Genomic DNA, 26,046 nt, shown 5'->3' on the forward strand with positions numbered 1-26,046 from the left:
CCTAGTGCTCTGTTCCTCAAGTCGTGATAGAATCAGAAAGGGGGCGATCAAGGAAAGGAACAAAGAGATGGCAAAAATCTTGCGAGCGCGAGCGGCTCATGATGAGAAGGAAGAGCGATGGGTCCGCAAAATGGCCGCGAGTCGGCATGGTCCAGCCGACTGGATTTTTCATGCGAAGATCGTGGCCCGCAGTTGGGATAGTGCGCGGGTAGAGACAATCGCCAAGGAGTTGGACTGTAGCCCACAGACCGTTCGCCGGAGACTGCACCGCTTCGATGCAGAAGGAATTGAAGGGTTGGGGGATCGCCCCAAAGCTGGCCGCCCCCGCCGCTTGACGACGGAAGACGACAGTCGGATCCTTGCCCTGGCTCGGTCTACCCCACCTGGTAAATTGGAGCGACTTTCTGATGGCGGCCTAGACGTGCGCGATGAGCAGGGGGCGGCTCAGTGGAGTCTGGATGCCCTGGCGCAAGCAGCCAAAGAGGCAGGAATCCAGGTCAAACGCAGCCAGATCCGCCGTATTTGCCGGCGTGAAGGGGTACGCTGGCGCCGTACCCATAGTTGGGGGAGCAGTGATGACAAAAACTTTGTCCCAAAAGGATAGCAGTCGTCAGCCACTACATGGCGCCCCCGACGGCTCGACGACCATCTGTACCGATGAATTAGGGCCCGTTCTGCCCCGGAGCTTTCCCCCAGCGCCAGGATGGTCAGCGGATGGGCACCGGATAAAAGCACCTCTGGAGTACAGTCGAGGGCTTGAGAAGACCTGGATCTATGGAGCCTTACGCGTGCGCGATGGCAAGGAACTGACCCGGTGTGCCGCTTCGCGCAATTCCAAAGGCTACATTGCTCTGCTGAACGATATCGAGGTTGACAATCCGAAAGGAGATCTGTTCGTGATCACGGATAACCTGACCAGTCACCTGAGCGCCGAAACCAATGCTTGGCTCGCAGAACATCCCCGCATCCACCAGATCTTCATTCCCAAAAGAGCTTGCTGGCTCAATCTGCAAGAGGGCTGGTGGAGGCTCTTTCGCCGTGATGCGCTGGCTGGACAGAGTTTTGCCAATCCGACCGAGATCGACCAGGCCAGGAGCGTGGCTACGGCACAACTGAATGCTCGTGCCAAGCCCTGGGTCTGGGGGCGGCCACCCAAGTCGCCTCGACATCGTCGCTGTCTCTTTTGTTACAGGATTTAAGGAACACAGCACTAGCGCAACTTTGTTGACAGTGGATCAGGGGGAGTATCATAGGGGAAGAGGGGGAAAGTGAGATGACCAAAAGACGAGCTATTCCGACTGCTCCTGAGCCACTGGAAGCCTATGCCAGGTGTTTCGATGACTTGTTTGGGAAAAGCAATCAACGTGACGAATTTCGCCGCTATCTGGAAGGACTGCTGTTACCCACGGAACGGAACAAGACCTTGACCGGCCTGGCGAACACCGAACCGTATGTGGGCGCTCAGCATCCGCGTGCGCAAGGGATGCAATGGTTTCTCTCAGAATCGAACTGGCAGGAACGACAGGTCCAAGAACGCCGCCTACGTGTGTTGCTGGAGGAGACCAGTACGGCGCCCAACAATCAAGGAGTGCTGGTGATCGACGAGCATGGGGATCGCAAGCGTGGCCACAAGACAGCCCATATTGGCAAACAATACCTGGCTAATTTGGGCAAGCTCGATACCGGCGTCGTCTCCGTGACAAGCTTGTGGGCTGATGAGGGTGTGTACTACCCGGTGGACTTTGAGCCATACACTCCCGCCGACTATTTTGAGCAGGGGAAGCACGATCCCGCCTTCCGCACGAAACTCAAGATCGGCGTGGAGCTCGTCAGTCGAGCAGTCCACATCCCGCTCCCTTTTCGTGCGGTGGTGGCCGATTCTTTTTATGGAGAAGATCGTGGCTTTCGGCGAGGCTTGCGTGAGTTGTATGTCGGCTACGTGTTGGCACTCAAGCTATCACATGCGTGGTATCACCCCAAAGCGGAAATCGGCTCGTTCCAGGAAGCGGCCCAAGAAGCGGGATGGGAAGGAGCCACCCATCCTGGCACTGGGTCAAGGTCACGCGAACCTTTCGCGATGGCTCCTCACAGGATTGGTCGGCGCTGGAACTCGATATTCGTCCTTTTGGGCTCGACAAGCCAGAGCGAGTGGTGGTTGCCACCACTGATCCAGCCACGCTGCCCGATCTCAGCACCTTCTATCTGATTACCAATCTCCCGGCTCCAGGATCACCTCGCGCACAAGACAGCGAATTCGCGGTAGCGAGCGTGGAAGAAGTGGTTCGCCTCTACGGGCTGCGCATGTGGGTCGCGCGAGAGTTACAGGCAAGTCAAGCACGCTCTGGGCTGGTCGGAGTATCAAGTCCGAAGCGATCAGGCCATGCGGCGGCATTGGCAACTGGTGTGCTGCGCCTTTTCCTTTTGTTGGTATCATCAAGCCCGTGCCTCCGCGGCAGAGCCATTGCCCGTTCCATCCCAGCCTTCTTCCCAGTCCCTTGAAAAGCCAGGAGTCGAGGAAAAAAAACGAGCCCGAGACAGGCGAACGGCTACAGGTGTCCTGGCCCAAAGCCCTGCGGGCGGTTCGCGGATGGCTCGAACCGTGGGTCTTGCTCCAACGGTTTTGGCTTGCGTGGTCGCTACAACCCCCACCTCTCCCGCTCCAGCAACTTTTTGAGCATCTCTGGCGTGGTTCCCCTCTCTACCTGTATGCGACCTATTGACCTGAGTCAACAAAGTTGCGGTAATGCTGCGTTCCTCAAAGGCGATAACAAAAGAGGCGATGGAGGCGGCGACGCGTTCTGGGAGGCCGTCCCCAAATCCAGGGCTTAGCTCGGTGGTTGAGCTGCTTGGTCGCCACCTCCATCGCGCGTTTAATCTCACTGGCATTGGCAAAGCTCTGGCCCGCGAAGGCATCGCGTCGGAAGAGCAGCCACCAGCCCTCTTGCAAATTCAACCAGCAGGCGCCTTTCGGGATAAAGATATGCTGGATACGCGGATGGTCTACGAGCCAAGTGCGCGTTTCCAGGCTATTGTGACTGCTCAGATTGTCAGTGATGATGAAAATATCCCCCGTTGGATTGTCCGCGTCGATTTCCTTGAGGAGCTCAATGTAATGCTTAGAATTACGTGCAGAGGCACATCTGGTGAGTTCTTTGCCATCACAGACTCGCAGCGCTCCGTAGATCCAGACCTTGTCATCTCCGCGACTGTACTCCAGCGGAGCCTTGATCCGCTGGCCATCCACTGACCAGGCGGGAGCAGGGACAAAGGTGCGCGGAATCACCGGTCCAAGTTCGTCGGTGCAGAAGGTCGTCGATCCCGCTGGCGGCTGGGTGTAGTGGGTGACGACCGCCGTTCTTTTGGGGCAAAGTCTTTGTCATCGCTGGTTCCCCAACTGTGGGTATGACGCCAGCGCTTGCCTTCATGCAGGTAGATGCGCCGGATCTGACTGCGTGCCACCTGGATCCCCGCAGCAGGGGCTGCCTCCGTCAGGGCATCCAGGCTCCACTGCGCCGAACCGGTTTCATCTCGAGCCTCGAGTGTTTCCACATACCGCTGCAATTTCCCAGGAGGCGGCTGCTTCACCAGGGCCAGAATCCGGCTCCGCTCCAGCTCAGTCAGGCGCGGCTTACGTCCCGCCCCTTCCCACATCCCCAGACCGTTGATCCCCTGCACATTGAAGCGGTTCAGGTGGATGCGCACGGTTCTCGGATGACAGGAGAGCGTGGCAGCAATCTCTTGCGGCGTCTTGCCAGCCCAACTCTCCACCACCATCTGAGCATGAAATTTCCAATCAGCGGGAGCATGGTAGCTCCCGGCCAGTTTGCGTACCTGGCGCTCTTCTCGTTCATCTTCCGCGGCTCGCGCTTGCAGGTGTTTCGGCATTGCTCTGCTCCTCTCGTGGTGACTTGCCTTCTCTCTTTTTAGCGTAGCACCAATGAGGAATAGAGCAGTAAGAGCTCTCGCGCGCGAAAGGATGACACAATGCTTCTGCGAGAGGTCCTGGCAGTCCATTACTATGAACTAAGGCACGACGATGACGTCCTGCGCTTCGGTATCGGGATCAGCCTTCTTGCTGCGTGTGCTCAGGCGCATGCTGAACAGGAAGATCACGAGAGCCAGCAGGCACCCGGCGGCACCAATCCAGCCAAGGTGCGTGACCGGGACTGCTCGCAATGCAAGACCACCGATGGCGGCACCACCGGCAATCCCCAGGTAGAGAGCCGAGTTGTTGAGTGCGAGGATGACGTTGGCGTGCTCGGGCGCGATGCTCAGCAGGCGATGCTGCTGCGGGATAAAGATAAGCCCGACCAGGGCACCCCACAGAAAGAGGATCAGGAAGCTCCCGATGAATGTGGTAGTGATCAGCGCCAGCACTGCCTCGATGATGATCAGTGCAATCAGGCTGATCAGCAGCGGGCGTTGCGCACCGAAGTGGTCGGCCAGTTGACCACCCGACCAGCTACCGGCGACGACGCCGAGGCCGTAGGCAACGAACAGGCTACTGGTATCGCTAATGTGCAGGTTGTGCTGCAAGATCACGGCCACATAGGTATAGATGACATAGGTTCCTATGTTCCAGAACAGCGCTGCCAAGAGAGCCATCACGATGACAGGCTGACCTATGGGAGCCAGGCGTACACGCAGCGAGAGCTGTGCGGGAGCCGCTATCTGCGGCAGCTTAAAGACGAGCAGAGCAAGTAATGCTATCCCCGACAGTAGCACGATCAGCCCGAAGGAGAAGCGCCAGCCCAGATGGTCCCCGACCCACGTTCCCAGCGGGACGCCGACCGCCGTAGCTACCGTTATCCCCATGACGACCAGCGCCAACGCCTGCCCACGCTTCTCAGGCGGTGCCAGGGCTATACCCACCGTATAGGCAAGCGGGGCATAGATCGCAGCGAAGCAGCCTGTCAGGATACGCGTGACCAGGAGCAGGGCAAAGTTCGGGGCAATGGCTGAGCCCAGATTCGACAGGCAGAAGAGGCCGAGCGCGACGATCAGCACGCGTGTCGGCGACCAGCGTGCGGTCAGCACAGCCAGCAGCGGTGCTCCCAGGCCATAGACCAGCGAGAAGGCCGTGACCAATTGCCCGGCCAGCGCCTCCTGCACTCCAGTCTCGTGTGCGATGACGGGAAGCACGCCTGCGATGACAAAGGCATCGGTCCCCAACGCAAACATCCCCAGCGCCAGCAGAAAGATACGCGGATTGATCCCAGCTGCAGGCGTCCCCGCAGAGGATTTGGCATGTATCGACATAGTGAGAAAGAGTTCCTTTCATGAAGAGCGTAGATAACTCGTCCTGAATTTCGCTATCGTTGCAAGGCTCTTGTTAGCAGAACTGTTTGTCCTGCAAGGCTTCACACAAAAAACCGTCGTGAGGTGCCAGAGGGGCCGTTGAATCAGGCAGAAGATCCCTTGACCCCAAAACGGGGGCCTTGCGAACTTTCACGAAAGTTCGATCCCGTTGCAAACCTTGCAACGCTTCATCCTTCCTGTGTAAGGTGGAGATGTGGCCGCAGGTGCGGCCACATCTCCACCTTACACAAAAATCATGTGTGAGGCACCGCAGGGGCCGTTGCGTGCGGACCGTTGGTTTGCCAATGGTATCGGAGCCCAGGATGACATATGATGAGGATGGCTACATTTCTAGTCATGCTATCGTTTTCCTTTCGTTTAGGAGCTGACTGGCGCTCCGCCCTGTGAGAGGGAGACTCATAGGGGTCTCCCGATCATTTTTTATAAGTATCAGGGACGTGCTCTCGATCAGTTGAGCACCGGTGCTCAACTGATCGAGAGCACGTCCCTGATACTCGTGAATTACGAGATGTTTTGGATGGTGCGACTGACGGAGGGTGGGACGCCGTAGGTGCGCTGCCAGAGGCGGCGGAAGTGGCGTGCGTCCTCGAAGCCGCATTTGCGTGCGACCTCTTCGATGCTCAGGCCGGGGTCGTGCAGAAACGTGGAGGCCAGTTCGATCTGCAGGCGCTGGTGATACTGCACAGGGGTCAGGCCGGTGGCCTCTTTGAAGCAGCGTGTGAGGCTGCGTACACTGAGATGGACAGTGTCAGCGAGCGTCTGGAGCAGGACCGGTCCGGCGATGTGGTTGATCAGGTAGTCCTGGGCTTGATGCACGGCGGGGTCCAGATGTGTGCGGTACTGCAGATAGATGCTGTCCTGCGACTGCGAGCCGTTGCGCCGCAGATAGACGACGAGGTAGCGCGCGACCTGGGCGGTGAAGAGGGGGCCGTGCCGCTGCTCCAAGAGTGAGAGCGCCATGTCGATGCCCGAGGCGATGCCAGCGCTGGTGGTGACGCGGTTATCGTGCACGAAGAGGGCGCTCTCCAGGACACGTGCGCGCGGATAGCGCTCTTGCAAGGCGGCGAGAGCGACCCAATGCGTGGTGCTGCGGCGACCGTCGAGCAGGCCAGCCTCACCAAGCGCGAAGGCACCGGTGCAGACGGAGGCGATGGTGCTGCCGCCATCATAGGCCTGGCGTAGCCAGCGGATGATCGCCGGCTCCCAGAGCCCTCTCCTGGCCTCCTCGCTGTCGAGCTGCAGACCGGGCACGATCACCAGATCGCCTGGCTGGACGGGTTCGAGCGGCTGGAGATGGGCAAAGACCAGTCCTTGCGCGCTGCACACCTCCGGTCGATGGGCGCAGAAGATCAGCCTGTAGGGCATGCCCAGCCGCGCCGCGGCGTCAAAAACCTGTGCTGGTCCCGCCAGGTCCAGCAGGTTGACCTGCGGCAGCACCAGGAAGAGCACGCGCTGCTCCCGCGTCTCCAACACGCCCGCTTGCTGGATAGTCGTCAGAAACGAGTCGAAGACCGTCATGGCTCTCTTTCTCCTTTGCACTTGTGTATCTCTTTCCATGTTTGGATGGTTGGACCAGGACCAATCGGCCGCCTGTTGATACTATAGTCCACTGCGAAGGGAGCGCCAATGGTCGATTATGCCAGGAAGCGGACGGATCTGGCCATTTTGTGCGAGCGTCTGCAGGAGTGAGCTGTGATATCGCGCGTGTGAGGTGGTCGTATAAATCTGAAGAGCTTTTCTAAAATTTTCTGTGAGAAACATGGGTCCTTTGGGTATTGTCAATTTGACTGGAAGCCTGCTTGAAAGCTGGGCAATATGATACAATACACCTTATGAAAAAGAACAGCTCAGCTTCTCCTTACAAGGGATACCGCTTTCCACCCACTGTTATCAGTCATTGCGTATGGTTATATTTCCGTTTTTCGCTCAGTTTCCGTGATGTTGAAGAGCTCATGGCAGAGCGTGGGGTTGTGCTCACCTACGAAACCATTCGTCAGTGGTGTCTCACATTCGGCCAAACGTACGCCAATGAGTTGGAATTGTCCCAGAAAAATGGAAACGTAAAAGGTGAAAGTTAGGTCATCACTGAGAGAGTGACCTGTTCAAACGTACACGGACTGACATACTGTAACGTGGAATGCAAGCGAACCGGATTGTAGAAACATTCCAGGTATTCGAAGATGGCTGAACGAGCTTGCTGTCGACTGTGGAACCGTGTTCGCCCCGTGCACTCTTTCGCGCGTGTGGCAAAAAAGGCTTCCATGACCGCGTTATCCCAACAATTTCCGGTTCGACTCATACTCACCTCAATACCACACTCACTAAGCGCGTGCTGATAGCGATGCGACGTGAACTCTGAGCCTCGATCCGAGTGGTGTAAGAGCCCAACGGCTGGATGGCGTCTCGCCACCGCCATGCGCAAAGCCAGTTCGACCAATGCTGCATCTTCTGTGGTTCCCATCGCCCACCCGACTACCATGCGTGAGAAGAGGTCAAGAATGACCGCGAGAAAGAGCCAGCCCTCAGCAGTCACGACGGCCTTGGTATCAGTCACCCACTTGGTGTTGGGCTGCTCAGCCGTAAAATCACGACGGAGGCGATTGGGCGCTCCGTGAGTCTGTGGATCACTCATCGTGGTTGGCTTACGGGAACGTTTCACCTGGGCGGACAAGCCGAGCTGCTGCATCAAGCGAAACACTCGCTTGCGTGAGCAGGCCATACCTCGTGCGCGCAGGATCGCATGAATACGAGGACTGCCATACACCTGGCGGTGATCTAGAAAGATGTGTTGAATTTCGGCTGCCAGCGTGGCATCTTCTCGACAATGCTGACTCATCGGACGGCTTTTCCAGGCGTAATAGCCGCTCGCAGAAACGTCCAGAGCCTGGCAGAGCAGCGCCACGGAATATTCGTGGCTGTGCTCTGCGATGAACTGAAACTTTACCGCTGGCCGTGCGAAAAGATGCCGATAGCTTTTCCTCTGAACAAGGGTCTCAAGTATGCCCTTGTTCATTCGCTGTGGTGCTCCGCAGGAGCATGGCGCTTTTTAGAATATCCCGCTCCTGTCGCAACACATCGTTTTCTCGTTGTAAGTGACGGATTTCCTCTTCTTGGGGTGTCTGGTGTCCACTGCCAGGAAAGGCCTGTTCGCCGTGTTCGGTGAGTTGCTTGCACCAGTGATGCAGCGTACTATCGGCAATGCCCAGGTCGCGTGCAATTTGGATCATGGGCTTGCTGCTGGTCTGCACGAGATGCACGGCTTCCAACTTGAATTCTTTGGTATATGTTCTGGTTGTTTTGTCCATGCTCTTTTCCCTTTCAATGGAGGCTCTGTCTTCGAGTTTACATCCTCCATTTCTCCGGGACAAGACCACCACAAGACCGCGAGCAGGACAATGTCTGTCAGGAATTCAAGGTAATTGAAAGGAGTACCAGTTCGCTCGTTGAACGTGCGTTGACAGTGAGGGCAAAAGAACGTGGCGTAACCCAGTTTCGTTTTCTTCGCTCGTTTCGTGGTGGTTGTCATAACACAATGTGGGCAGTTCATCAGTCAACATTCCCCATTCTCTCCTGTTTTTACAAGATCAGCATACCAAAAGTCTGACTTTTTTGCCAAGGGGTTGCCTGAGTTCTGACAGAACCCCTTACGCAGTTGAGCGCGAGGTCGAGGACATCGACGCCGTAATCGCCGAGGCTGGCGGATCGGCGTGCGTCTTTGGTGGGTCCTCCGGCGCAGTGCCGGCCCTGGAGGCTGCGCGCCTGCTCGGAGGCAAGATCGAGAAGCTGACGCTGTACCCACGAGTTGCGCAACGAGCTAAGCCCAAGTAGCGCTCACCCCGAAAAATGTGCCTCCCTACGAAAGGAAATGGAAAAAACAACTCGCCTTTCCGTAAGGAGGACTCATGACCAGTATCGCGTATTCTTCGATCAACATCCAGTCCTGTGCTCAATCGGCTCCAGCGCAGCCCTGTTGGTTCGGCGAACTCACCGTGATCGTGCATCACATGCAGCGTCACGGCGTGCTTGCCGCCATTGAAGAGCAGGTGCGCTTTGCGCGTCGGCGTTTCGGCCACTACGACGTGATTGATTTTGTCGCCGTGCTCTTTGGCTACGCCATCAGCGGTGAGCGCACCCTCGAAGCCTTTTACGAACAGATGACTCCCTGGGCCAGCCCCTTCATGGCGCTCTTCGGGCGCGATCGCCTGCCTGCTCGTTCGACCCTGAGTCGCTTTCTCGCCTCCCTCGACCAGGCTCCCGTTGAAGCTTTGCGCACCCAGTTCCTCGCTGATCTGCTGGCTCGCCCTCTGACCAGCGAAGAACTGCCAGGTGGGTTGTGGGACCGGCAAGGGGACCATCTGCTGGTCTTTGATGTGGATGGCACCCGAGAGGCGGCTCGCCAACGAGCCTTGCCGCAGACGGCGGATCGGCCCGCCCCAGTCCGACGACTCCAGCAGCTCTGTGCACCAGGCTACACGGGACGCAAGCGGGGGGAAGTGGTCCGCAGCCGAACGACCATCCTGCAAGCCCATACCCATCACTGGTTGGCCAGCTTTGGCAACCCGGGCAATGGCCAGTACCGTCTCGAGTTGCGTCGGGCGCTGACGGCCATCGAGACCTATGCTCAGGCGATCCATCTGCCTCCTTCACGCCTGCTCGTGCGCCTTGACGGTCAATATGGCACCAGAGCGGTCCTCACTGATCTGGGAGAGATGCGCTACGTCACACGTGGCAAAGACTATCACCTCCTGGATCAAGCCGAGATCCAGGCACGCCTTTGCCTGCCCCCCGATCAGCCGTTCACGCTGCCAGAAAGCGGGATGGTGCGCACGCTCTACGATTGCCCAAATCTGCCCCTGGACGGCGGCGGGAAGCGCTACCGGATCATTGTGGCCACCCACCCGGCAGGCACCACGAAAAGTCGGATTGGCATCACCCGTGATGGCGTGGTCTACGAGCTCTTCTTCACCAATCTGGCACCGACAGCTTTCACGGCGGCAGATGTCATGGCGCTCTATCTGCATCGTGGTTCCTTTGAGCCAGCCCTGTGGGATGAAGATCTCGAGCAGGACCCTGATCGTTGGTGTAGCCATGCCCCCTGGGGGCAAGAAGCCTGGCAAATCATCAGTCAATGGATCTGGAATCTGCGTCTGGAACTGGGTCAGCAGTTGCTTGCCGAGCCGGTCCGCACCACGGAGTTTGCGCCAGCCCACCAGGAGCAGGCGCCTGGTTCTGCTTCCGGCTATGCTCCCGCCACCGCCGCCTCGTCCTGGAAAGCGGGTCGTTTCTCAGGCAAGGACTTTGCGCGCCAGCCCGATGGGACCTTACGTTGTCCTGCGGGAGCGTCACTGGTGCTGCAAGAACGGCGCCCGGAGGCCAATGGGAGTCTGCGCCTGGTCTATGGAGCCAGTATTCGCAATTGTCGTCCCTGCCCGTTGCGAGAGCAGTGTCAGTGGGAGGGACATGCCACCGCGAAGCCGCGCCAGGTGAGTCTCCTGTTGCATCCCCGGGCGATCGGCGAAGAGCCGCTGCTGTGGCGGGATTGGAGTCGCAGGCGCTCGCGTCGAGCCTGCATCCAGTTGGTCCGTTATCAACGCCTGGATGTGGCGGTTCATCCTGCGCTTGTGCCTCCCTGCGACGCATCGTCGGGTGTGCTTTCTCGCGCCCAACGGGCGCATATGCGGCTGACCTTTCACGAACGGCGGGCTCGCAATGAACGGACCCCAACTGCGGCACTGGTGAGGATCACGCTCTTCGGCATTCCCGAGGCCTTTGCTGCGTTTCTCGGTCTTGAGAGCATGTAACGTTCGATCTCTGTCACCACGATGCTGTGCGTTCTCGGCGGAACGGCCAAGCATTCCGTGTGGAATTCCTGTGGCCTTTTTTCCTGGTTTCCCCGCTTTCACACTTCTTTTCGGTCATTTTTCTGCCAGGAAGCGTCATCTCCTCTCGGCTTTTATCTCATCTACGAGTGATAAACTCTTCTACAGGCTCATTGCGCAACTCGTGGGCTGTACGAACCACCGTTCATTGTCGGCGAGAGCCGTCCCCCGATCCCGCAGGATTACGTCGAGCATCTCAACGCCCTGCTCGCGGTAGATCGTCGGGGCGAGGCGATTGAGTACTTCCTGATCGATGCGATGCGCGTTCCTGCTGAACTCGTTGCCCAGATGCGAAATGGGCCAACGCGGCCACAGTTAGAGGCGGTAGCGCATACGCTCTCCTACGATGGCACGATCATGGGCGAGACCATGAGCGGCAAACCCGCGACCCTCAGGAAGTGGGCCTCTGTTACCGTGCCCACACTGGTCATGGTCGGAGGAGCGAGCCCGGCGTTTTTCCACCACGGAACGCAAACGCTCGTGGGCATCCTACCCAATGCTCAGCACCGTCTCCTGGCAGGTCAGGACCACAGCCCGGCTGACGACGTCCTTGCTCCTGCGTTGAAAGCGTTCTTCCTGAGTTGAGCAGCTCCAATGGAGCCCGGCGCCAGTCGTTGCTCACTCATCCATCAAAACCCTAGGCTTGCATGCTTTCCTGTGATGCTGAGGCCAGGCGAAAGAAGGTGGCAAACCCCTCTGGAACGCCGAACAGTGTGATGGTGATCTGGCCAGTGGCTCGGCTGCGCGCATTGCGAGCCAGACGCGCTTTCCAGCAGAGACGAGTGTGTGCTCGCTCGGCACGAGAAAGGGCCACTTCCGCAGTGGGAGGCGAAGCGACCGGAACTTGCGGGGGGATGGACATCTCGATGTGTTGGTGACACACGAGCTGCAGGCAGGCACGCCGATGCTCTCTGCGGCTCCAATCCCGCCAGAGCAGCGGTGCGGGGCCAACGGCCAGCGGATGAAGCAGCAGGCTGACCTGGCGCAGCTTCTTCGTGGCATGCCCCTGCCATTGACACTGCTCGCGCAACGGACAGGACCGGCAACTGCGAATGCTGGCCCCATACACGATGCGCAGGCTGCTATCGGCTTCTTGGCGCTGTTCCTGGATACGAAGCTCCTGGTTGGCTGGACAGCGAAGTGTCCCATCTGTGTGGAGCGTGAAATCGCGGCCCGAGAAGCGACCGGCCTTCCATGCAGAGCCCACCTCTGGAGGAGCATAGCCGGAGGAAGGGGGCATGTGTGCTGAGGGAGGCGGGAGAGCAGGCGCAAACTCGGTCGTACGAACCGGATCGGGATGAAGGTGATGACCTAGTTCGAGTCGGAGGTTCCAGACCCATTGAGCCACACACTGCCAGGCTTCTTGTCCCCAGGCCGAATGGCTGCACCATCGGTCGGGATCCTGCTCTCTGTCTTCGTCTGCTAAGATGGGCTCAAAGGCGCCGCGATGCAGGTACAGTTCGACGACATTGCAGGCGGTGAAGCCCTGCTGCGGCAGGTTCGTGAGGAACAGTTCGTAGACCATCCCTGCCCGTGTGACGCCAACCGGACTCTTCTTTTTCCCGGCGGGATGGGTGGCCACGACTACCCGGCAGGGCACGCCACCAGGTCCCACCGGCACCTCTGGGCAATCGTAGAGACTGCGAACCATCTGGCTTTCTGGGCGCTGTTGCTCCTGATCAGGGGGCAGGTGCAAACGCGCCGAGACGCTCGGATGATCGAGCAGGCTGTATTCTTTGCCCCGCGTCACAAACGCGAACCCAGCCACATCGGAGAGCACGGCCCCGTTGCCATATTGCCCATCAAGTCGCAGCAGCGTACGTTCTGGTGGAAGCTGGTAGGCTGCGAGATACCAACGAATAGCCACGAGACCCTTGCGCAATTCTTCCCGATATCGCCCGTTGCCTCGGTTCCCGAAACTACCGAGCCACTGATAACTGTGCGCCTGAGCCACCGTTGTGCGTGTGCGAACAACTTCCCCGCGTTTGCGGCCTCGGTAGCCAGGGGCGCACACGTCATCTAGCCGACGAAAGGGCGGGGGAAGTTCATCGGTCTGGGGTAAGGCGCGTTGGTGGGCGGCCTCTCGCGTCCCATCAATGTCGAAGACCACCCAGGTGTGGCCCTTTCGATCCACCAACCCTCCGGTTTGCTTGTCAGGGGTGAGTGGCCGTGCGAGCAGATCAGCGAGAAAAAGCGCACGCAGTGCTTCGACGGGTTCCTCCGTCAACGCCGCTAAAAAACGCGAGAGCGCCGAACGAGAAGGCAACCGATCACGCTCAAACAGCGCCATGAAAGGGATCGCAAAGGGCTGCAGGCTTTCGTAAAACTCCTCCAGGGTGCGTTCGCCGCAGATCGCGTAGCCGAAGAGGACCGCGAGAAAATCGATCACCTCATAGCGGCCAAAACGCTTCCGCGTAAAGCGCACCTGCTCGTTAATCTTGCTCAGCATGTCGTGCTTGCGAAGATGCGCCGTTATCACCACGACTTCTCCGAACCATGAGGGCGTTGCAGGATTGGATTCGGAGGGGGCCTGGATACGCACTGATTCATCGGCGATACTGGTCATAATGTGCAAGAAATAAAGCAAAAAACCTCGGAACTGTAAACTAAATGCGCTGTTTACGGCTTAGCGGAAAAGTCAGAAACACCTCACTGCTTGCTCACCCTTAGTGGAATCTATCGGGGAATTTATGTCGGGAACCCATGAAATGGGTTCTTTGACTTTTGAGAAACCCTGACTCTGCGATGGTATTACCTCGCCAAACCACGAAAAGCATGGCATAATACCCTTATACCCAATCCAGAAAGAAATGAGACAACCCAACCATGCACCCTACCACCCAAACCGCACTCATCACCGGTGCCAGCCGTGGCATCGGTCGCGCCATCGCACTCGAACTTGCCCAGCAAGGCATCCAGGTCGCCCTCGTTGCCCGCTCACTTCCAGACCTACAGAAAACGGCCGATCTGATCATTCAACACGGTGGCACAGCCCTCCCCATTACCGCCGACGTCACCGATCAGCAGGCCGTATTCAGCCTGCTCCAGACCATCTCAACCCAATTCGGCCCCGTCTCCATCCTGATCAACAATGCCGGGAGCCACCGCGCCATCGGCCCCATCTGGGAGATTGATCCCGACCTCTGGTGGAGCGATATCGAAACCAACCTCCGCAGCACCTTCCTCTGCTCACGCGCCGTCCTACCTACTATGCTCGCTCAAAAGCATGGCTATATCATTAACATCTCAAGCAACGCTGGCAACGAACCACGTCCCTACTCCTCCGCCTACAGCAGTTCCAAAGCTGCCGTAACCCGCTTCACCGAAAGCCTAATGCTCTCTCTGCAGGACACCGGCATCTACACCTTCGCTATCCATCCCGGTTCTGTACGCACCGAGATGGCTGATCACCTCATCAACTCACCTGTCGGCCAACGCTGGGTCCCTGAATTTCGCACTATCTACGCCGAAACCCAAGTCCCCTCCTCACAAGCTGCTCACCTGATTACACGCCTCATCAGCGGCGAAGCCAACTCTCTCTCAGGTACCCTCATCTCCGTCTACGATAACCTAGAAACCCTCATTGAACAAGCCCACCACATCAACAATAACAAGCTCTATCGCCTACGCCTACACAAATCATAAAATATCTTACAGTCTCACAAATGACTTCTAATCATTATTTTGGCAACGGACGTCGTGAACTTCGTCCGCTGCCCCTGATACGTAGGAGTGGAACTGAGATACTTTGTGCCAGCCACGTGCTTTTTGACTTTTGAGAAACCCTGAACGAACCAATGCAGGGCTTTCCGCAGCTAGGGCGCGAGGACGCATTGGTGGCAGACCAAGAAAATCCACTGATGGGAAAGTCACTTTGGCTCGACACCTCTACGGCCTATTAGGCTCGCCGACGAAATTTACAACGCTAAGCCCCAATGTGCTCCTGACACTTGGACGTTTTTTCAGATCGGCTTGGCAGCGCGAAGTTGACGAAAAAGGGTAACATATCATATTCAATTTTTACATCCAGCCGAGTTCTCTCGCTTTCAGTGCTGCCTGAGTGCGGTCACGCACCCCCAGTTTGCCCAGGATGTTGCTGAGGTGGTTCTTCACCGTGCCACCTGTAATGTAGAGTGCCTCGCTGATCTCACGATTGGAAGCACCGCGTGCGAGCAGAGCCAGGATCTCACGTTCGCGCTCGGTCAACTGCGCCAGATCGCTTCTGCCGATGGACGGGGGCGTGGCAGGGGTTACTGCTGTCTCGGTGGGAACAGATGAGAAGGAGGCGATGACTTTGCTCGCGATATCTGGATGAAGGAGGACCTGGCCCTGCGCCGCTGCACGAATGGTCGTGGCGAGCTGCTCGGCGGTGATATCTTTGAGCACATACCCGAGCGCTCCCGCTTGCAGACCAGCGTGGATTAGCTCTCTATCGTCGAAGGTGGTCAAGATGACAATGCGGCTCTCGGGCCAGCGCTCTTTGAAGGCTCTGGTGGCAGCGATGCCATCCATACGTGGCATGCGTACATCCATGAGTACCACATCGGGCGCAGCCCGCTCAGCATAGAGGCGTTCGGCGACGGCCAGCGCCTCCTCACCGTCACCGGCCATGCCCACGGCCTCCAAATCCGGCTCCATCTCCATCAGCTTACGAAAGCCCTCGCGCAGCAGGCGCTGGTCGTCAACAATCAACACATGGATACATTTTGCCATTGCTATGCACCATCCCTCGTTTCTCCTGATCTTTTGGCGGCAACCTCTGCTGGTCCCCGTTTCTCTCGTGGGATCACCACTTCAACACGCCAGCCTGCTCCGGGCTCGGGGCCGGCCTTAAGCGTACCGTCTAGGAGCGCGACTCGCTCGCGCATACCGAGCAGGCCGAAGCCCGGCGCGTCGGTGTCGTCCTGAGATGTGGAGCCCTGGCCGTTGTCAAGCACGGTCAGTTCCACCTGCTCATCGCTCGTCGAGAGGCGCAGCAGCACCTTTGTCGCGCGCGCATGCTTGCGAATATTCGTGAGCGCCTCCTGTGCGCAGCGGTACAGCGCCATACGCAGCTCCGGACTCAGGGCATGCGTCGCCTCTTCCAGATCAAGCGTCACGGGAGTCTGGGGGCAGGTCATTTCAGCTTCAGCGACCAGCCGCCGGAGCGCCTCCTCGAACGGACCCGCAGTCGCTGCGTCGGGCCGGAGCGCTTCAACCGAATGGCGCACTTCCGCCAGGCATGCTTTCGCCACGTGACGCGCTTCCAGGAGTTCTTCGTGCAGACCAACGCCGCCGCGCTCCTCCAGCTGCGCCACCGTTTCAAGCTGCACGGCAAGGAGTGTGAGCGAGTGACCGAGCGTGTCGTGGATCTCACGTGCGATACGATTGCGCTCGCGCACTGCCGAGAGTTCCTCGACCTGGGGTATATATTCTAGGAGTCGTGTGTGGGCTGCCTCTAACTCGGTGTTCGAGCTTTCTAGCTCTCTGATAAGCTGCTGCATACGCGCGTGGGCCAGTGCCAGTTCGCGTATCGTCGAGGCGAAACCGAAGGCGAAGATGAACGTGAGCAAAAGCGTTACCTGGCTGCTCACATCTCCATGCTGTGCGATGAGCGTGGACACGAGGCTTGAACTCAGCCAGAGGACAAACGCGGCACTCAGACCAAGGACCCTTGGTCTGAGTGCCGCCATGAAGGTAGTGGTGAGAACTGGCAGCAACCAGAGCCAGTCAGATCTGAGGCCCAGCAAGGAAAGAAGCGGAGAGGCACAAGCCAGGCAGAAGAGCACAAGCAACCAGGAGCGGCGCGGATTCCCAGCAGACAGTTTCCCTAGATGGAAGATCACCAGCCAGGCTCCGTACGTCACGGTGAGCAGAAGAAAGCTGGCGAGCGTCATATGCACTATTCCGAAAAGACTGAAGAGGTAGCCCACGCAAGCGAAGAGGTAGAGAGCGAAATGAAGGAACCGTGTGGGTGTTTGCCTTGTTTGCGTTCCTCTCTGCTCTTGCTTGAATTTCATGCTACTGTCCTCTCGTGTCGTTAGATGCGCGTGTTTTTGCTGCATTATACCTCCTTGCCTGCCTTCTTGCCAGTGACCAGAGTCATGGTTACCGCTGGCGTTCGCCTATGACTCTAGTCATCCCGTGGACGCTCCAACATAGCTCTTTCTTCGTGACCGGCTGCACATGTGGGATCCTCTTTGTATCGACTATCATGCGGGAAAGCAGGCAGCAAGATGTTTCTGCCGACGAAAAAGAAAAAAAACAACAAAGGAAGAACTGCTATGTCTGAAATGATACAAACCGCCAGTGACGTCGCGCAAGCGTCAGCCTCAGCTTCTGGCGTTATGCTCGAAGCCCGCGGGCTGGTGAAACGCTATCGCCAGCGCACCGCCGTCAATGGAATTTCCTTCCAGGTGCCGCACGGCGAGATCTTTGGTCTTCTTGGTCCCAATGGTGCAGGCAAAACGACTACCCTGGAAATGATCGAAGGCATTCGTAAACCCGACTCTGGTACCGCCATTCTCGCGGGCCTTGACATTCGCCATCGCAAGAGCGCTGTCCAGCGCCTCATCGGCGTCCAGTTGCAAGCCACGACGCTTTTCCCAGAACTCACGCTGCTGGAAACGCTCACCTTCTTCCGCTCACTCTACCCTACTGGTTGCGACCCGCGCCAGCTTTTGAGCGAAGTCCATTTGGAGGAAAAAGCCAAAGCCCGCCCGCAAGATCTCTCCGGCGGTCAGCGCCAGCGTCTGGCTCTTGCTCTGGCTCTTGTTAATGATCCTCAGATTCTTTTCTTGGACGAACCAACTGCCGCTCTGGACCCGCAGAGTCGCCGCATGCTCTGGGATATCGTGCTGGCTCTCAAAGAGCAGGGCAAAACCATCATGCTTACCACCCATTTTATGGATGAAGCCCAGATCCTCTGCGATCGTATTGCGATTATGGACAATGGAGAGATCATTGCCCTGGACACCGCGGCTCATCTCATTGATCGCCTTGGCGCTCAGGCCACGATCGATTGCAAACTCGACAACTACACGCTCGCGGCTGACCTGGAAATGCTGCCCGCTGTCGCCAAAATTCGCCAGAGTGCTGAGCGCTTTGTCATCTTTACTACCGAAATGCAACCAACACTGGAGGCGCTGCTCCAGTACGCCAATCAGCGCGGCATCACCCTGACTGAACTCCAGGTCAGTACTCCTACGCTCGAAGATGTCTTCCTCGAACTCACTGGCCGTCAATTACGCCCGGAGTAAAAGGACAAATACGCTGCCTATGCCGGCACGAGAAAGCGAAAAGACGATGAATATGCTTATCACCCTTATCCGTACCAACTTGCGCATGCTCATGCGCCAGAGGACCCTGATCATCACCAGCCTCGGCCTCGCCGTTCTCTCTGTTCTCATCTTTGGTGCGCTCTTCGGCAGCGATCAGAGCACGACCACGACTATTGGCGTCGTTGATGAAGACCACTCGGCCATTTCCCAGCAGATCACCAGCCAGCTCCAGAAATCCGCCGCGCTCAGCATTACTACTGGCGATTTCAACGACGAGCACCGGGCTCTTCTCAACGGCCATCGCGATGCCATCATCGTCATGCCTACAGGCTTCGGTTCCCAGGTGATCAAGGGCCTCGCCCACATGCAGGTTTACTACGACCAGAGCAATCCCATCACTGCTGCTACGACACGCCTGACCGTGCAGGCTATCACCGATAGCATCAATCGGACTGCCACTGATAAGCCAGTCCCTGTTATCCTGGACGAGCAGAGCGTGGCGGCCCACGACCCGCGCCCCATCGACATTCTCACCCCCGGTATCCTCGGTATGCTAATGATGTGGGCCAACCTCTCCGTTGGCTCCGAGCTGGTGCGCTGGCGTGACTTCGGTATTACCCGCCGTCTTGCGGCCACGCCCCTCAATCCGTTAACCATGATCAGCGGCCAGGTAACGGCCCGCCTGCTGCTCTCCGTCGTGCAGGGGATCATCCTCATGGCTCTGGCAGCGTGGATCTTCAATGTCCACATCTATGGTAACCTGGGCTTACTACTGCTTGTCGTCACGCTCGGTGCGCTCACTATGTTGGCCCTCGGTTTTGCTCTCGCCAGCTTTCTCCGTCGGCCCGAAGCTGCTCAAACGACCACACTGCTCATTAGCTTCCCGATGATGTTCCTCGGAGGCTCCTACTTTGACGTTAGCAATTCCCCGTCTTTTCTACAGCCGTTGATCCACGTCTTGCCGCTCTACTACCTCAATGATGCTCTGCGCCAAATCATCAACAATGGTGCTGGCTGGGCTGCTATTCAGAACAGCGTGCTCATCCTCCTTGCCTGGATCGTTGTTTCCCTCATCGTTGTCTGGCGCGGCTTCAAATGGCTGTAAAAGGACACCAAACCGAACTTGAAGAAGAAAATCGCCGCCTCAAACGCGAACTCGAAAGGGTCCAGCAGGAGCGTGATTGAGAGTGACCTGGCTTACCATAGCCAGTATCGCGATCATTGGCAGCCTGCTAATTTTCTGGATTGAGCCGCATTTACCCAGACAAGCGCTATGGGCTAGAGAGGAGCCTATCAGGCCAGAGAAGAAACGATAGCCCCTTAAGACTATAGGAAGTAATCAGCCTCCCATCGCTGCCGCGTCCTTCGTGGATGAGCTTTCGCGCTTTCGGGGCTCAAAAAAATGACACCTCTGTTGTTGTAAAAAATGCGCTGTGCGCATTTTTTACAACAACAGAGAAAAACAGTTCGGGCGCATCAACGCACGTACGCAAGGGCGCGCCACGATTCTCATGGTCATGGGAATCAAACACACTATACAAGCATGTCTTAACCAGAATTTCCCGCACCGAATTTTGAGATTCACATTTAGATTGGGTATTGGCCTATGGTAACTGGATCCACAAAACCAACGTGTATCTCTTGGGCCGTGAAGGAAGTACCTTCCCATCCGTTGGTGCAGGTGAAAAAGTCTGCCTGAGAGACCCCCAACGTCTCAAACAGCTCCTGTGTTATATCCTCAGAAGGATAATTCGCTGGATTGATAGGGGTGGACGATCGCCTTGTTATGCCAGGGTAACCATGCCAGTCGGTACCCCCGTAGGGATCACCGGGTGTATGGATGATGTAGAGATTATAACTGCCAAAACCATATTGTTTCTGCACATCCGGCGCGACCCAGTAGGCCTGTGGAGGTGTACCAGAAAAAGGGTGGGCGTCTAGTGGATAAATGATCGGTTTGTCTGTCACATGATTCATCCATTCACTCACCACATATTGGGTGGGGATCAACTTCTGGTAAAAGCTGAGCCTGTATTTATCCTTGACTAAATCCGGGAGTTTGCCAAAATCGGTGGCTTGCCAACTCCAAACCGTCTGAGCCAGGCGCCCTACAATCGGGAGCAGTAGTCCATCCATGAGTATCCGGTTGATTCGTTGGCCGTTCAGTGTGAGCAGCGTTTGATAGGCAGCGTTTAGCTGGTCCTTGATCTGCTGGGAAAGGGAGGGATCTAACGACGAGATCGTGGACTGATTGTTAGTCACTGATGGCAATAATCCAACTATGTCCGACCCGGCGAGCAAGGCCATCTGCCCCACCCTTGCCTCTGGTACGACACTTAGTATGGCCAGTGCATCACCCAGGATTATGCTGAGCCAAGTGCCAGACGAATCACTCGCCGCCGGTGCAGCGGTAAGGGCAGCGTTTAGCTTGTCAGCTACTGCTTTCAGCACATCTCCCTGGATCTTTAACAACTGATTGAGGAGATCATTCGTATGATTATACAGTTGCCAGACCTTATGCACGTTGTCTAGTTCTGCGGCTAAGGTATTGCGCACAACCGTCCAATCCTCTGATTTCCAGTCTTCCAGGGTTACCCCTATCAGAGGGTTGTCCACTTGGAGCAGCCGACCGCTCCACGTGGGAAAGTCCCCAAAATTATTCAGGTTGACATAGGTGCGGCGAACGTCGTTACCGGGAACAGGGCCGTTGTCAGAGATCTGCGAGCCAATGATCGTATACGCCATTTGTTGCGCTGGGGTTGTGAAAACCAGGAGAGGTGTTTGTGGAAGCATCATCAGTGGAGCCAGGCTTTGTGGTTCGAACCACGGTGACGTAGTAGCTCCCATCACAGTAGCGATCTTAAGATCTTGTCCAATGGCACCGGCTGTATCAGATGGTTTTGCCGGGTCAGGGGGCAGCGGTGAACGTCCATCGTCCAACGGCCAGTAGACCGCCAGGTCCGGATCGTCCTGGGATGGAGAGGAGAGCATGTCGTTCATGACTTGTTGGGCTGTGCGAGCTGTCTTCCAAAGCGCGATACGGCGGAGGGAACCACTGAAGAACCGTTCACCTCCCCCGCCGCGAGCACCTATCGCCCACGAAGCCTGTACCTGAACGGCTCCAGTTGTATCCTTGCTGACCTTAACGACCTGGCCATTGCGATACAGCGTCCACTGCGTCCCGTCATAGACGCCACACAGGTACACCCAACGTCCAAGATCGGAAAGGGGCATGGGATACACTGCCACATGATCCTCGCCATTCCAGGAGCCAACCTGATACTGCCCGTTTGCGATCCGCAGATACACTTCACCTTCAGGAGCAGAACTATAACCATGGACGATGATGTTGCGCAAGCCATCATAGGCAGTGGGCTTAATCCAGGCTTGCAGCGTAATCTGGTTGGTGATTTGCAAATTGTCCGGGTTCCCAATGTCGGCGTACACGCTGCTCCCGTTGCATTCGAGGGCTACCTCGTTGTTTAAGATCGTGGTGATAACTGGCCAATTATTGGGAACCTTTGACCAGATGAACGTGAGACGGCTCTGGTTCGCCAGCGTCGCCAGTTCTCCTGGCAGGAGGATGGGGATGACCAGATCAGGGAGGCCGCTGTTCTGGCGATTGAGGTACGCGATGGCGAAGCGTCCGGGTAATGCTGACAGTGGAAAGGGGGCGGGAACCCCATAGGTGCGAACGTAAGCAGTACATGAACAATTGAATCAACGAAAGAGACCTCATAAGGATGAGAGATACAGCGTCTGGGCCAGTTGCGTGACCGTCTCTGATTCCTGATGTACGCGGTTTTGTGGATGATACATCAGCACAGGGTGCAACTGTGACAGTGACGCTCGAATCTGCGACCACGTCCAAGTGCCCACGATCATTGTGCGTAGGCTTTGAGCGAGCAGAGCACATATCGCCCAGGTACTCACTGGTCCGGCTGCGTGCTTTGTCGGCTTGCTTGGCAATGCACGACGCACTTGGCTGACTTGCTGTTCCAGTAAGATCCAGCCTACCATCATGGCAGCCAAGACCGCTTGATTGCTTTGGAAGTGTTCACTGCGCAATCGGTGCAAACGCACCAGTTGCTTGATGCGCTTGAAGAGCAGTTCTATCTGCCAGCGCGTGCGATACAGCATCAGCACCTGCTCTGCTGACCAATGATCTGCGGGCAGAGACGTGAGCACCACCAACCAATCAGCGATCTGGATCGTCAATGCCTGGTTGGTGCTCCCATTCTTGCGTGCCTTGGCCTTGCGCTTGCTGTGCGCTCGTTTGGCCGCCTCAGGGCTCAGATGAACCGCCAGCAGGCGCATAGGCTGCTGACGCTTCCGCACCTGGAACACGACGCTGGCTTCTCCCTTGCCGGTTGGCTCCAATTGGCTCAGCCAGCCAGAGAGATCAAATGGCGTCTGGCCGTCGGCCTCAAGCAACGGCATAGTGGACCAATGCAAACGGGTCACGACATCGACCCCTTCATCCAGTTGATCGAGGATCGCTTGGCGACGACAATAGGCACTGTCACCGACAAAGATGTCTCCACGATGTCCATGGAAGTGTTTGAGCCCTTCGCCTACATGGTGATCCGTCAACAGAACCTGGTCTAACCGTTTGCCAAGCAGATCATAACTGCAGTGCAAACGGCGACTTTCTCCCGAGCGTTTCCAGGTGCGGAGATGGGTGGCATCTACCAGACGGATTCGTCCGGTGAAGTCCTTGGGCAGATCCAGTACCTCCTCTGGCTGAGTGGACACCAACAGCGTTTGCACGATCGCAAGCAACCAACTGGAGGATTGACGTGTCCGTTTGGCCCACGAACGGGCTCCATTGGTACTGAGTCCCGTGCTCACTGACCAGGTTCCGACCTCACGGAAAGAACCCAGGCAAAACACATAGGCAAAAATGCCACGCAGCAAATCGGTTGGGCACCGCAATCCATTGGCGCGTGTAAAAGCGTGATGGATGAAGGCTTGCTCATTGACGTCCGGCGGTAAAAGGGCAATGATCTCTTGCCATTGGGCATCATCCATCTGGCCCAGGGATTGCTCTGTCAGACATTTTTGCGTATGATGGGGTCGGCTTGACATGGTTTTTCTCCTTCGTCACGTTTTGGTTTTTGTAACGATACCAGAGAAAGACCGTGTTTGGCCTCTTTTTTTCGTTGTTCAAGTACTATTGTGCTTACGTTCGCACCTATGGGGCGGGAACCCCGGCATTGGCAGAGCTGGCCTGCAGAGGACTCCCTACCTGGTAACCCTGGCTATTGACGAGCCTGCAGGTGAATATAGTGGAATCGCCCGCGGGCATCTGCACGACCTGCTGCACTGAGAAGATGCCGTTGGGAAGCGCAGGGTCCGGGTCAAAACGGTAGGAGACTTCATAGCCGTCTGAGGTTTTGTTGTTGGAGGCCTGGAACAGCACGGGGAGGTCTACTGACGCCGTGTTGTAGTGCCAACTGATGAGGCCGGAGTCGCTGCGAGCGAGCAACTCAGACTGTCCATCGCCATCGATATCGGCGGCCTGGATGGTGGAATAATACGGGGCGTTGTCCCAGTGGTGTGTATCAGTCAGCCCGAGAGGTCCCGCGTCCAGGCCGGTCCATTTCTGGCTGCTTGTGTCAAAGGCGAAGGTATGCAGGCCATCCCCACCGCGTACCAGCAGTTCGGCTCGCCCATCCCTGTTAATGTCGGTCAATTGCAGGGTGCTGTAGTATTGGGGCTGGTTCCAGCCGCCAGCATCGGTGAAGCCGAGGTCCCCGGCGTTGAGGTCGTACCACTTGTATTCGCGATCAAAGGTATAGGTGAAGAGGCCATAGGGGCCACGAAAGATAAGTTCCGCCTGTCCATCACCGTTGATGTCTGCTACCCGCAACGTCTCGTAGTATTGGGGCTGGTCCCATCTATTGGCGTCATCCATTCCCAGAATGGGGGCATTGATGTCCTGCCACTGGTTAATTGCACGATTGAAAACGAAGGTGTGCAGGCCATCCGCGCTGCGCACAAGCAGTTCGGCCTGCCCATCGCCATCGATATCGGCCAGGCGCAGGGTGCTATAATATTGGGGCCGGTTCCAGCCGCCAGCATCGGTGAGCCCGAGGGTCCCGGCGTTGAGATTTTGCCACCGTCCATTCATCATCCCAAATGTTAGAGATGTAGCCATCGTTTGTTTCTCTTTCTCGTTCCATGAGTTCCACTGATCTCTGCGTTGAGAGTTAAACTCCTGGCTTTGCCCCGGACTTCTCCGTGCAAGAAGGGGCAGAGATCAGTCGATGCTTCTCTACGTTTACAACGTCTACTCGTCACCAGGTCTTCGACCACAAACCTCGTCATACCTCCCTTACAAATTCAGGCAGCAGCACAATGGAAAAAACACAGCTTCTACCATACACTCATTTAGACGACGGCACTTTGCCTTTTTTGTGTATGGCATGCTAATAACATTTTGACGAGAATAGAAGTCGTGGCATGTGATTATTGATTTTATGCTCCTGAAATAGAGATGAAAGGTTGTTATGAAGCAAACACGACTATAAGACTGTAAGAATCTTACATGAAATTTGAGCATGTCGTAACAGCGCCAGAAAACCGCCAATGGGGGGGATTAATGCAGATCGTTTCATTTATGCCACCACCTTTGAAGGAAACTCATCCCAGATACGCCCATCCAGTGCGCGCCCACCCGTTTTCGCCTGGCGGCCTCCCCATTGTTTATGGAAAAAGGCGACACGAGCGGCAAGACAGCGATCACGAATATCGCGCACCCAATCAGGTTCACAGGACCGCGCATCCGGGCCACTGGTATCGTAACTTGTGAAGGAATTGATCGTGTCATGAAAGGACTCACGAGAGACCGGGAATGGTGAAGCTGAACGGCCGCTTCACCCTTTGAGGTTCGGGGCAAGATCCGCTCCCATTCCCGTGACTCTTCGTGTAGCTCGGACAGAATCTTGAGCCACTGTCACCAGTGCAGCTCGTATACCAGTGTGAGCTTGCCCAAGAAGCATCGGTCTCGCGTGGTCTGATGGAGGTATGGTATCACCTGTCTGCTCACGAAAAAAGGAGCTCATCATGACACTCGCGCTCATCGTCATCGCCGCCTACCTTGGCATTGATGTGGCCCATGATCAACTTGAGGTCGTCTTTCGCATTCAGCGGCGCAGCCATCACACGCAGATCCCCAATACGCCCTCCGGATGGCACGCCCTCGGGGAGTGGGTCCAGCGGTTTCAGCTCGCTGCCTCCAGCATTCACGCCTATTTGGAGGCCACGGGCAGTTATTCTGATGGGATCAGCGATTGGCTCGTGCAGGCAGGCTTTCGGGTCAGCGTGCTCAATCCGAGCATCCTGGCCGGCTATCGAGCGTATCAACACGATCACGCGAAAACCGACCTGTGCGATGCGACCCTGCTGGCCCAATTTGCCGAGAAGGAGGAGCCTGCTCCCTATGTGCCCTTACCAGCCGAGGTGATCGCGTTACGACGACTCGTGCGTTTCCGCCAACAACTGCTCAAGATGGTGGGGCAAACGCAGCATCGCTTTATTGAGGATTTGGGAACGTTACGAGCAAAAGCCCAGGAGTTCTTTGACCA

At 56.9% G+C, this 26,046-nt stretch carries 18 protein-coding genes and 8 pseudogenes; 13 read left to right on the forward strand and 13 right to left on the reverse strand.

Annotated elements, in window-relative coordinates:
- The first annotated feature begins 67 nt into the window (after positions 1 to 67).
- From JMI88_RS36565 to JMI88_RS36575, 3 genes and pseudogenes are all read left to right on the forward strand, one after another.
- Positions 68 to 604 (forward strand): helix-turn-helix domain-containing protein, encoded by a 537-nt coding sequence (locus tag JMI88_RS36565; protein WP_236023220.1) that lies wholly within the window; start codon positions 68 to 70, stop codon positions 602 to 604.
- Entirely contained in the window at positions 576 to 1,199 is a 624-nt protein-coding gene (locus JMI88_RS36570) for a transposase (protein ID WP_236023221.1), read from the forward strand. The genes JMI88_RS36565 and JMI88_RS36570 overlap by 29 nt, the downstream gene beginning before the upstream one ends.
- 74 nt (positions 1,200 to 1,273) lie before the next feature.
- Positions 1,274 to 2,674 (forward strand): annotated as a pseudogene (locus tag JMI88_RS36575) (IS701 family transposase).
- A gap of 81 nt (positions 2,675 to 2,755) precedes the next feature.
- Here the strand turns inward: JMI88_RS36575 and JMI88_RS39890 are convergent.
- The 4 genes and pseudogenes from JMI88_RS39890 to JMI88_RS36595 form a co-directional block, all read right to left on the reverse strand.
- Positions 2,756 to 3,292: pseudogene (locus JMI88_RS39890) on the reverse strand (IS630 family transposase); the annotation flags it as partial.
- On the reverse strand, positions 3,280 to 3,885 hold the full coding sequence (locus tag JMI88_RS39895; protein ID WP_236023222.1) for a helix-turn-helix domain-containing protein: 606 nt from the start codon (positions 3,883 to 3,885) through the stop codon (positions 3,280 to 3,282). The pseudogene JMI88_RS39890 and the gene JMI88_RS39895, both read right to left, overlap by 13 nt.
- A gap of 138 nt (positions 3,886 to 4,023) precedes the next feature.
- The gene (locus JMI88_RS36590) at positions 4,024 to 5,259 is read right to left on the reverse strand and encodes an MFS transporter (RefSeq protein WP_201367004.1); all 1,236 of its coding nucleotides are present in this window, start codon (positions 5,257 to 5,259) and stop codon (positions 4,024 to 4,026) included.
- Between the two features lie 561 nt (positions 5,260 to 5,820).
- Complete coding sequence (locus JMI88_RS36595; protein ID WP_201367006.1) at positions 5,821 to 6,837, reverse strand: GlxA family transcriptional regulator; 1,017 nt, start codon at positions 6,835 to 6,837, stop codon at positions 5,821 to 5,823.
- Between the two features lie 314 nt (positions 6,838 to 7,151).
- Between JMI88_RS36595 and JMI88_RS39900 the strand changes: the two are divergent.
- Positions 7,152 to 7,355: pseudogene (locus JMI88_RS39900) on the forward strand (IS6 family transposase); the annotation flags it as partial.
- 38 nt (positions 7,356 to 7,393) lie between these two features.
- Here JMI88_RS39900 and JMI88_RS36600 read toward each other — a convergent pair.
- Together JMI88_RS36600 and JMI88_RS39905 are read right to left on the reverse strand one after the other, a co-directional pair.
- Positions 7,394 to 8,642: pseudogene (locus JMI88_RS36600) on the reverse strand (IS3 family transposase).
- A 50-nt stretch (positions 8,643 to 8,692) separates the two neighbouring features.
- Positions 8,693 to 8,866, reverse strand: a pseudogene (locus tag JMI88_RS39905) (IS6 family transposase); the annotation flags it as partial.
- 80 nt (positions 8,867 to 8,946) lie between these two features.
- Between JMI88_RS39905 and JMI88_RS41030 the strand changes: the two are divergent.
- From JMI88_RS41030 to JMI88_RS36610, 3 genes and pseudogenes are all read left to right on the forward strand, one after another.
- Positions 8,947 to 9,114, forward strand: a pseudogene (locus tag JMI88_RS41030) (alpha/beta fold hydrolase); the annotation flags it as partial.
- Between the two features lie 107 nt (positions 9,115 to 9,221).
- Positions 9,222 to 11,120, forward strand: a complete 1,899-nt coding sequence (locus JMI88_RS36605) for a hypothetical protein (protein WP_201360255.1) — start codon at positions 9,222 to 9,224, stop codon at positions 11,118 to 11,120.
- A 336-nt stretch (positions 11,121 to 11,456) separates the two neighbouring features.
- On the forward strand, positions 11,457 to 11,783 hold the full coding sequence (locus tag JMI88_RS36610; protein ID WP_201367007.1) for an alpha/beta fold hydrolase: 327 nt from the start codon (positions 11,457 to 11,459) through the stop codon (positions 11,781 to 11,783).
- 52 nt (positions 11,784 to 11,835) lie between these two features.
- On the opposite strand, the gene JMI88_RS36615 is transcribed toward JMI88_RS36610, so the two are convergent.
- Positions 11,836 to 13,764, reverse strand: a complete 1,929-nt coding sequence (locus tag JMI88_RS36615) for a hypothetical protein (RefSeq protein ID WP_201367037.1) — start codon at positions 13,762 to 13,764, stop codon at positions 11,836 to 11,838.
- Between the two features lie 260 nt (positions 13,765 to 14,024).
- Between JMI88_RS36615 and JMI88_RS36620 the strand changes: the two genes are divergently transcribed.
- Complete coding sequence (locus tag JMI88_RS36620) at positions 14,025 to 14,843, forward strand: SDR family oxidoreductase (protein WP_201367008.1); 819 nt, start codon at positions 14,025 to 14,027, stop codon at positions 14,841 to 14,843.
- A gap of 142 nt (positions 14,844 to 14,985) precedes the next feature.
- Positions 14,986 to 15,090, forward strand: a pseudogene (locus tag JMI88_RS41035) (recombinase family protein); the annotation flags it as partial.
- Positions 15,091 to 15,218: 128 nt separating this feature from the next.
- On the opposite strand, the gene JMI88_RS36625 reads toward JMI88_RS41035, so the two are convergent.
- Positions 15,219 to 15,911 carry a response regulator gene (locus JMI88_RS36625; RefSeq protein WP_201367010.1) on the reverse strand — a complete coding sequence of 231 codons (693 nt, stop codon included), beginning with the start codon at positions 15,909 to 15,911 and terminating at the stop codon, positions 15,219 to 15,221.
- A gap of 2 nt (positions 15,912 to 15,913) precedes the next feature.
- On the reverse strand, positions 15,914 to 17,242 hold the full coding sequence (locus JMI88_RS36630; RefSeq protein WP_201367012.1) for a sensor histidine kinase: 1,329 nt from the start codon (positions 17,240 to 17,242) through the stop codon (positions 15,914 to 15,916).
- 219 nt (positions 17,243 to 17,461) lie between these two features.
- Here JMI88_RS36630 and JMI88_RS36635 point away from each other — a divergent pair, with 219 nt between their 5' ends.
- Genes JMI88_RS36635 through JMI88_RS40335 form a run of 3 tightly spaced genes read left to right on the forward strand, consistent with a single transcriptional unit; the run spans position 17,462 to position 19,706 of the window.
- Positions 17,462 to 18,436 carry an ABC transporter ATP-binding protein gene (locus tag JMI88_RS36635; RefSeq protein WP_201367014.1) on the forward strand — a complete coding sequence of 325 codons (975 nt, stop codon included), beginning with the start codon at positions 17,462 to 17,464 and terminating at the stop codon, positions 18,434 to 18,436.
- A gap of 19 nt (positions 18,437 to 18,455) precedes the next feature.
- The gene (locus JMI88_RS36640) at positions 18,456 to 19,562 is read left to right on the forward strand and encodes an ABC transporter permease (protein ID WP_201367015.1); all 1,107 of its coding nucleotides are present in this window, start codon (positions 18,456 to 18,458) and stop codon (positions 19,560 to 19,562) included.
- Positions 19,563 to 19,580: 18 nt separating this feature from the next.
- The gene (locus JMI88_RS40335; RefSeq protein ID WP_268906057.1) at positions 19,581 to 19,706 is read left to right on the forward strand and encodes a hypothetical protein; all 126 of its coding nucleotides are present in this window, start codon (positions 19,581 to 19,583) and stop codon (positions 19,704 to 19,706) included.
- Positions 19,707 to 20,044: 338 nt separating this feature from the next.
- Here the strand turns inward: JMI88_RS40335 and JMI88_RS36645 are convergent, their stop codons facing one another.
- The 4 genes and pseudogenes from JMI88_RS36645 to JMI88_RS41040 all read right to left on the reverse strand — a co-directional run.
- Positions 20,045 to 21,904 (reverse strand): LamG domain-containing protein, encoded by a 1,860-nt coding sequence (locus JMI88_RS36645; protein WP_201367017.1) that lies wholly within the window; start codon positions 21,902 to 21,904, stop codon positions 20,045 to 20,047.
- Positions 21,905 to 22,192: 288 nt separating this feature from the next.
- A complete protein-coding gene (locus tag JMI88_RS36650) occupies positions 22,193 to 23,545 on the reverse strand; it encodes a transposase (RefSeq protein WP_201361374.1) in 1,353 nt (450 codons plus the stop codon).
- Between the two features lie 106 nt (positions 23,546 to 23,651).
- Positions 23,652 to 24,617: an FG-GAP repeat domain-containing protein gene (locus JMI88_RS36655; protein ID WP_201367019.1), complete on the reverse strand. Its 966-nt coding sequence runs from the start codon at positions 24,615 to 24,617 to the stop codon at positions 23,652 to 23,654.
- A gap of 460 nt (positions 24,618 to 25,077) precedes the next feature.
- Positions 25,078 to 25,254, reverse strand: a pseudogene (locus JMI88_RS41040) (DUF5131 family protein); the annotation flags it as partial.
- A 271-nt stretch (positions 25,255 to 25,525) separates the two neighbouring features.
- On the opposite strand from JMI88_RS41040, the gene JMI88_RS36665 reads away from it, so the two are divergent.
- On the forward strand, positions 25,526 to 26,046 hold a 521-nt coding region (locus JMI88_RS36665), incomplete at its 3' end, for an IS110 family transposase (RefSeq protein WP_201367029.1).

The organism is Dictyobacter formicarum, assembly GCF_016587435.1.